The sequence below is a fragment of the Paracoccus sp. (in: a-proteobacteria) genome, from assembly GCF_030538755.1.
GTDB lineage: Bacteria > Pseudomonadota > Alphaproteobacteria > Rhodobacterales > Rhodobacteraceae > Paracoccus.
In genome coordinates, this window is the sequence record NZ_JAUNTJ010000028.1 from 21,058 (window position 1) to 27,691 (window position 6,634).

At 64.9% G+C, this 6,634-nt stretch carries 6 protein-coding genes; all 6 read left to right on the forward strand.

What is annotated here, in order from left to right:
- Positions 1-30: 30 nt before the first annotated feature.
- The 6 genes from nth to Q4G14_RS13790 all read left to right on the forward strand — a co-directional run bounded on the left by nth (position 31) and on the right by Q4G14_RS13790 (position 6,445).
- Entirely contained in the window at positions 31-693 is a 663-nt protein-coding gene (gene nth / locus Q4G14_RS13765) for an endonuclease III (protein ID WP_303362338.1), read from the forward strand.
- A complete protein-coding gene (locus Q4G14_RS13770) occupies positions 690-1,694 on the forward strand; it encodes an adenosine kinase (RefSeq protein WP_303362334.1) in 1,005 nt (334 codons plus the stop codon). Before nth ends, Q4G14_RS13770 begins: the two co-directional genes overlap by 4 nt.
- 175 nt (positions 1,695-1,869) lie before the next feature.
- Positions 1,870-3,129 (forward strand): beta-ketoacyl-ACP synthase II, encoded by a 1,260-nt coding sequence (gene fabF / locus Q4G14_RS13775; protein WP_303362335.1) that lies wholly within the window; start codon positions 1,870-1,872, stop codon positions 3,127-3,129.
- Positions 3,129-4,310 (forward strand): endolytic transglycosylase MltG, encoded by a 1,182-nt coding sequence (mltG, locus tag Q4G14_RS13780; RefSeq protein WP_303362339.1) that lies wholly within the window; start codon positions 3,129-3,131, stop codon positions 4,308-4,310. Before fabF ends, mltG begins: the two co-directional genes overlap by 1 nt.
- A gap of 409 nt (positions 4,311-4,719) precedes the next feature.
- The gene (locus Q4G14_RS13785; RefSeq protein ID WP_303362336.1) at positions 4,720-5,148 is read left to right on the forward strand and encodes a hypothetical protein; all 429 of its coding nucleotides are present in this window, start codon (positions 4,720-4,722) and stop codon (positions 5,146-5,148) included.
- A 34-nt stretch (positions 5,149-5,182) separates the two neighbouring features.
- Positions 5,183-6,445, forward strand: coding sequence for a DNA-packaging protein (locus Q4G14_RS13790; RefSeq protein WP_303362340.1), 1,263 nt, complete (start codon positions 5,183-5,185; stop codon positions 6,443-6,445).
- Positions 6,446-6,634 lie beyond the last annotated feature (189 nt).

The following is a 6,634-nucleotide window of genomic DNA, read 5'->3' on the forward strand; positions in this document are numbered from 1 at the left end:
AGGTGGGCTATGGCAAAAGCGGCGAACAAGATGGTCAGGACGGGGCGCATCCCCGAGGCACTGCCCTATCCGGTGCAGGTGGCGATTTTTTCGCGGCTGGCCAGCGCCACCCCCGAACCGCAGACGGAGCTGGAGTTCAGCAATCCCTTTACCCTGCTGGTGGCAGTGGCGCTGTCGGCGCAGGCGACCGATGCCGGGGTGAACAAGGCCACGCGCGGGCTGTTTGCCGCCGCCGATACCCCCGCCGCGATGCTGGCCCTGGGCGAAGACGGGATCATCGACCACATCAAGACCATCGGGCTGTTCCGGCAAAAGGCGCGCAACGTGATCGCCCTGTCGCGCATTCTGGCCGAGGATTACGGCGGCGAGGTGCCCGACAGCCGTGCCGCTTTGATGAGCCTGCCCGGCGTGGGCCGCAAGACGGCGAATGTGGTGCTGTCCTGCGCCTTTGGCTATCCGGCGCAGGCGGTGGATACGCATATTTTCCGTGTCGGCAACCGCACCCGGATCGCTCCGGGCCGCGATGTTGACGCTGTGGAACGTGCGATCGAGGATAATGTGCCGGCGCAGTTTCAGGCCCATGCGCATCATTGGCTGATCCTGCATGGCCGCTATATCTGTCAGGCGCGGCGGCCGCGCTGTGGCATCTGCCCCATCGAAGACCTGTGCCCCTATGAGGACAAGACCGAATGACTACGCCTTATGTGATTGGCATTGGCAATGCCGTGATGGATGTGATCGCCTCGGCCACGGATGACGGGCTGGCCCGGCTTGGCGTCGAAAAGGGCATCATGCAACTGACCGACCGCGCGCGGTCCGAGTTTCTGATGGCGGCGCAATCGGCGGATGCGGGCGCGGGCAAGGCGCGGCTGGTGCCGGGCGGGTCAGTGGCGAATACGCTGGCCGGTATCGGGATGCTGGGGCTGCGCACGGCGTTCATCGGGCGCGTCGCCGCTGATGCGCTTGGCCTGTCTTATGCCGAACAGACCGAGGCGGGGGGGACGGTATTCGTTAACCCTCCGGTCGGGGGGGAGCAGTTGCCGACCAGCCGCAGCATTATCATGGTGACGCCGGATGGTGAGCGATCAATGAACACGTATCTGGGGATTTCGGCGGAACTTGGCCCGGATGACGTGAACCCGGCGGTGTTTCAGGGCGCGGGCTGGCTGTTTCTGGAAGGCTATCTGTTCGATAAAGACCCCGGCAAGGCCGCGTTTCTGAAGGCCGCCGAGGCGTGCCATGCGGCAGGCGGGCAGGCGGGGATCGCTTTGTCGGACCCGTTCTGCGTGGATCGCCACCGCGCCGATTTCCGCCGTCTGGTTGCCGGGCCGATGGATTATGTGATTGGAAACATTCACGAATGGCAGGCTTTGTATCAATGCGATCTGGATGCGGCGCTGGATCAGGCCGCACGCGATTGCGGGCTGGTGGTTTGCACCCGGTCCGGCGACGATCCGCTGTTGATCCGGGGTGGCGAGCGGATCAGCGTGCCGGTGAACCCTGTGGTGCCCGTCGATGCTACGGGTGCGGGCGATCAGTTCGCCGCCGGGTTGATCTATGGTCTGGCCACAGGCGCGCCGCTGGAGGTGGCGGGGCGCATGGGTTGTCTGGCTGCGGCCGAGGTGATCGGCCATATGGGTGCGCGGCCGGAACGCGATCTGCGGGCGGATTTCCGCGCTGAGGGCTTGATTTAGGCCCTGCCCAAAGCCGGGGGCCAGCCCCCGGACCCCCGGGATATTTAGGGACCAAAGATGCGGCTTAACGATCCTGAAAGGGGCTGTGGGCTATACGGGATTCGCGGCGGCGTTGCGTGGGCGGAACCGGGGGTGTATCAGGGCGGAAAATGAGAGCAGATCAAGGATAGTGCGAATGCGCAGGGTTGTTGTCACCGGGCTGGGGATTGTCTGTCCGCTGGGGTCTGGCGTGGATGCGGTCTGGGAGCGGTTGCTGGCCGGGCAGTCGGGTGCCGGGCCGATCACGCGGTTTGATGCGTCGGATGTGGTGACGAAATACGCCTGTGAGGTGCCTTTTGGCACGGGTGCGGGCGAGTTCAACCCTGACGACTGGATGGAGCCGAAGGACCGGCGCAAGGTCGATGACTTTATCCTGTATGGGATGGCTGCGGCGGCTCAGGCGGTTGAGGATTCGGGCTGGGTTCCTGCGACCGAGGATGACCGCGAGCGCACCGGGGTGATGATCGGATCGGGCATCGGCGGGCTGACCTCGATTGCTGAAACGGCGGTGCTGATTAAAGAGCGCGGGCCAAAGCGGGTGTCGCCGTTCTTTATTCCCGGCGCGTTGATTAACCTTGTGTCGGGGCAGGTGTCGATCCGGTTCGGTTTCAAGGGGCCGAACCATGCGGTGGTGACGGCCTGTTCGACGGGTGCCCATGCCATTGGTGATGCGGCGCGGCTGATTGCCTTGGGCGATGCCGATGTGATGGTCGCTGGCGGGGCGGAATCGCCGATTTCCGAGATCGGCATTGCCGGGTTCAACGCCTGCAAGGCGTTGTCCACCAAGCGCGAGGATGATCCCAAGGCGGCCTCGCGTCCGTGGGATGCCGACCGTGATGGCTTTGTCATGGGCGAGGGTGCGGGCGTGGTCGTGCTGGAGGAATATGAGCATGCGCGGGCACGGGGTGCCAAAATTTATGCCGAGGTGCTGGGTTACGGCCTGTCGGGGGATGCGTATCATATTACTGCGCCAAGTGAGGATGGTGATGGCGGGTTCCGGGCGATGAAGAATGCGCTGCGGTCTGCCGGGCTGGAGCCTTGGGCGGTGGATTACATCAACGCGCATGGCACCAGCACCATGGCCGACACCATCGAACTGGGCGCGGTCGAGCGTTTGCTGGGCGATCACGCGGGCAATGTGGTGATGTCGTCCACCAAGTCGAGCATCGGGCATTTGCTGGGTGCGGCGGGTGCGGTAGAGGCGATTTTCTGCATTCTGGCGATCCGTGACCAGATCGCGCCACCGACGATCAACCTGGATAATCCGGCGGTTGAAGCCAAGGTCGATCTGGCCGCCAATGCAGCTGTGCGGCGCAAGATCGACGTGGCGCTGTCGAACAGTTTCGGTTTCGGCGGCACCAATGCCTGTCTGATCGTGGGGAAGGTTGACGCATGATCTGGCGGCACATCGCCTCGAATTTTCTGACGCTGATGGTGGTGGTGCTGGTGGCGGTGGCCGGGGCCATTGCCTGGGGCAAGCATCAGTTCAGCGGGCCGGGGCCAAGCGATGTTGCGCAATGCGTGCAGGTGGCGCCGGGGGCCAGTCTGAACGCGGTCAGCGGCCAGTTGGCGGCGCAAGGGGCGATCAGCAGCGCCTATATTTTCCGCGCCGGGGCCGATTACGAGGGCAAGGCCGGGGATCTGAAATTCGGCAGCTATCTGGTGCAGCCGCGGGCCAGCATGCAGGATATTCTGGGTGTGATTACCACGGGCGGGCCAAGCACCTGCGGCACCGAGGTGATTTTTCGTGTCGGTGTGCGCGGCAATACGGTGGTGTTGCGCGACATGAACCCGGCGACCGGCGCTTATGAGGACATGGTGCGCTATGATCCGGCGAGCGAGCAGCCTCCGGCCGAGATTCTGGCGGCCGAGGATGCTGCCGATGCGCGGTTGCGTATCGCGGTGGCCGAGGGCACGACCGCCTGGCAAGTGGCCGAGGGGCTGAAGGCGGCGCGGTTCATGTCGGGCGAGGTGGGCGCGGTTCCGGCTGAAGGGTCTCTGGCGCCGGATACCTATGAGGTGCAGAAGGGGGCTGACCGCGCGGCCTTGCTGGCCGAAATGGGACGGCGGCAAGCGGTGATTCTGGCGGCGGCATGGGAATCGCGGCCCTTTGGTCTGCCCTATGATTCGCCCGAGGAGGCGCTGATTATGGCCTCGATCGTCGAAAAGGAAACCGGGGTGGCGGATGAGCGGCCTCAGGTCGCCAGCGTGTTCGTGAACCGTTTGCAGACCGGGATGCGGCTGCAAACGGACCCTACGGTGATTTACGGGGTGACGAATGGGCGCGAGGTGTTGAACCGGGGGCTGCGGCGGTCAGAACTGAACGCGCGGACGCCGTATAACACCTATCAGATCGACGGTTTGCCGCCGACTCCGATTGCCAACCCCGGTCGGGCGGCGATTCAGGCGGCGCTGAATCCGGCTGATACGGACTATGTGTTCTTTGTGGCGGATGGCACGGGCGGGCATGCTTTTGCGCGCACCCTGGACGAGCATAATGCCAATGTCGCCCGCTGGCGCGAGATCGAGCGGCAACAGGGCCTGCCTGCGGATACGCCGGTGCAGGACGGCGGCTGAGCTTTTGCGGCGGCGTTGCGCCTGAAGGTGCGTATTTGGGCAAACAGGAAGCCGGGGCGTGTCGTAGGATGCGCCCCGTTTGTTGTGCGGGATTGGTGTTGGACGGAATCGGCTTGGGGGTTTGGGGGGATTTCGGCGTGGGAATGGGTGCAATTTTTGGTTGTGTTGCTGTGCTGGGCGCTGTTGCGTTGCGGCGTGCGATGTGGGTGTTGCGCGGGGTAATGTGCTGGTTTTTATGGTTAATACGCGGTTAAGGTCGATTGACATGCGGTTTGCCTTGACCTTGCGAACGCCCTAGGGTAGAAACCTTCCATGCTGGGAGAAGTGGGCAAGCGGCGCGGGGCAACCCGTTGGCCGCTTTTTTCATTTCTCGCTCGTGCGGACAGAACACGAGGCGGGGCAGTGATTCATGGACGATCAGGGGTTTGTCGTCTCCGGGGAACCGGCGGCGCAGGGTTCCGCATCGCGTGCGATGCGGGACGATGGTGTTCTGGCCGCGTTGGAGCGGGTTGCCAGAAGTGAAAAGGAACAGGGGCTGGATGCGGTTGAGTTCGTGACCCGCCTTTTATGGAGCTATGTCGGCGATCTGGAACGACGCTGGCAGGATATGGATCTGGCCGCAGAGGCCGGGCCGACCAAAGATGCGCTGAAAAATGCCGTTGCAGCGGTGCGTGACGTTCGTGAGGCGTCGCAGCTGATTATGCAGGAAAGGGGGAAAGTTGACAAACTTCGCAAGGACATTGCCGGAGCAGTCGGGGGCGGCGCCCTTGACCTTGACGCGGCACGAGACGAGATCGGGCGCCGCCTGGCTTGCCTGCGCCGCGCCGGAGGAGGTTGACGACTTTCTGAACGGGCTGAGCGAGAATGCCTTGATGGCGCTGCCGTGGCTGTTCGAGTTCTGGGCCTTGCCGCATCAGTTGCCGCCTGAGGGTGACTGGAAAAGCTGGGTCATCATGGGCGGACGTGGTGCGGGGAAAACGCGGGCCGGGTCGGAATGGGTGCGGCGGATGGTCGAGGGGCCGACTGTGGCGGCGCCGGGCAAGTGCCATCGGATCGCGCTGGTGGGTGAGACCTTCGATCAGGCGCGCGAGGTGATGGTGATGGGCGAGTCGGGGATACTGGCCTGTTCGCCCCCTGACCGGCGTCCGGTCTGGGAGGCCGGGCGGCGGCGGCTGGTCTGGGCCAATGGCGCGACGGCGACGGTTTATTCGGCGCATGAGCCTGAGGCGCTGCGTGGGCCGCAGTTCGATGCCGCCTGGGTGGATGAGTTGGCCAAGTGGAAGAAGGCCGAGGACACCTGGGACATGCTGCAATTCGCGCTGCGTCTGGGCGAGCATCCGCAGCAGGTCATCACCACCACGCCGCGCAATGTCGGCGTGCTGAAGCGCATTCTGGGCAATGCCAGCACGGTGACGACTCATGCGCCGACGGATGCGAACCGGGCCTATCTGGCGGAGAGCTTTCTGGCCGAGGTCGAGGCGCGCTATGGCGGCACGCGGCTGGGCCGGCAAGAGCTGGACGGCGTTTTGCTGGACGATGTGGAAGGCGCGCTGTGGACGACCTCGATGCTGGAAGGGTGCCGGATTGATGCCGCGCCCAGGCTGGATCGGGTGGTTGTGGCGGTGGACCCGGCGGTGACGGCGGGCCGGGCCAGCGACGAATGCGGCATCGTGGTGGCGGGTGTTGTCAGCGACGGCGCCCCCGGCGAGTGGCGCGCCGTGGTGCTGGAGGATGCCAGCGTGCGCGGCGGGCCGGTGGACTGGGCCAAGGCTGCGATTGCGGCGATGGACCGGCACGGTGCCGAGCGTCTGGTGGCCGAGGTCAATCAGGGCGGCGATCTGGTCGAGCAGGTGATCCGGCAGGTTGATCCTCTGGTGCCGTTCAAGGCCTTGCGGGCGTCGCGTGGCAAGGGCTTGCGGGCCGAGCCGGTGGCGGCGCTGTATGAGCAGGGCCGGGTCAAGCATCTGCGATCCGGGCGGCTGGGGCAGCTTGAGGATCAGTTGTGCCAGATGACGGTTCGCGGCTGGGAAGGGCGTGGCTCGCCTGACCGGCTGGATGCGATGGTCTGGGCGATCCATGAGTTGATGATCGAGCCGGCGGGGCGCTATCGCCGGCCGCAGATGCGGATGTTGTGAGGGGATGCGGGGGGCCAGCCCCCCGCCCCCCCCGGTCAGGGGGTTTTCCACCCCCTGACAACCCCCGAGCGTATTTGCGCAAACAGGATGCCGGGGGCTTTTCGGATTGGATGCAAGGGGCTGCCCGTTGGGGCGGCCCCTTTTTCGTGGCGGGCTGTCGGAGGCGAGGATGGCGTTTGGTTTGTTTGC

Bases quoted from the DNA above. Each gene is read 5' to 3' on its own strand.
- Q4G14_RS13770 (WP_303362334.1), top strand. From the start codon at position 690: ATGACTACGCCTTATGTGATTGGCATTGGCAATGCCGTGATGGATGTG.
- Q4G14_RS13785 (WP_303362336.1), top strand. From the start codon at position 4,720: ATGGACGATCAGGGGTTTGTCGTCTCCGGGGAACCGGCGGCGCAGGGT.
- Q4G14_RS13790 (WP_303362340.1), top strand. From the start codon at position 5,183: ATGGCGCTGCCGTGGCTGTTCGAGTTCTGGGCCTTGCCGCATCAGTTG.
- fabF (WP_303362335.1), top strand. From the start codon at position 1,870: ATGCGCAGGGTTGTTGTCACCGGGCTGGGGATTGTCTGTCCGCTGGGG.
- nth (WP_303362338.1), top strand. From the start codon at position 31: ATGGTCAGGACGGGGCGCATCCCCGAGGCACTGCCCTATCCGGTGCAG.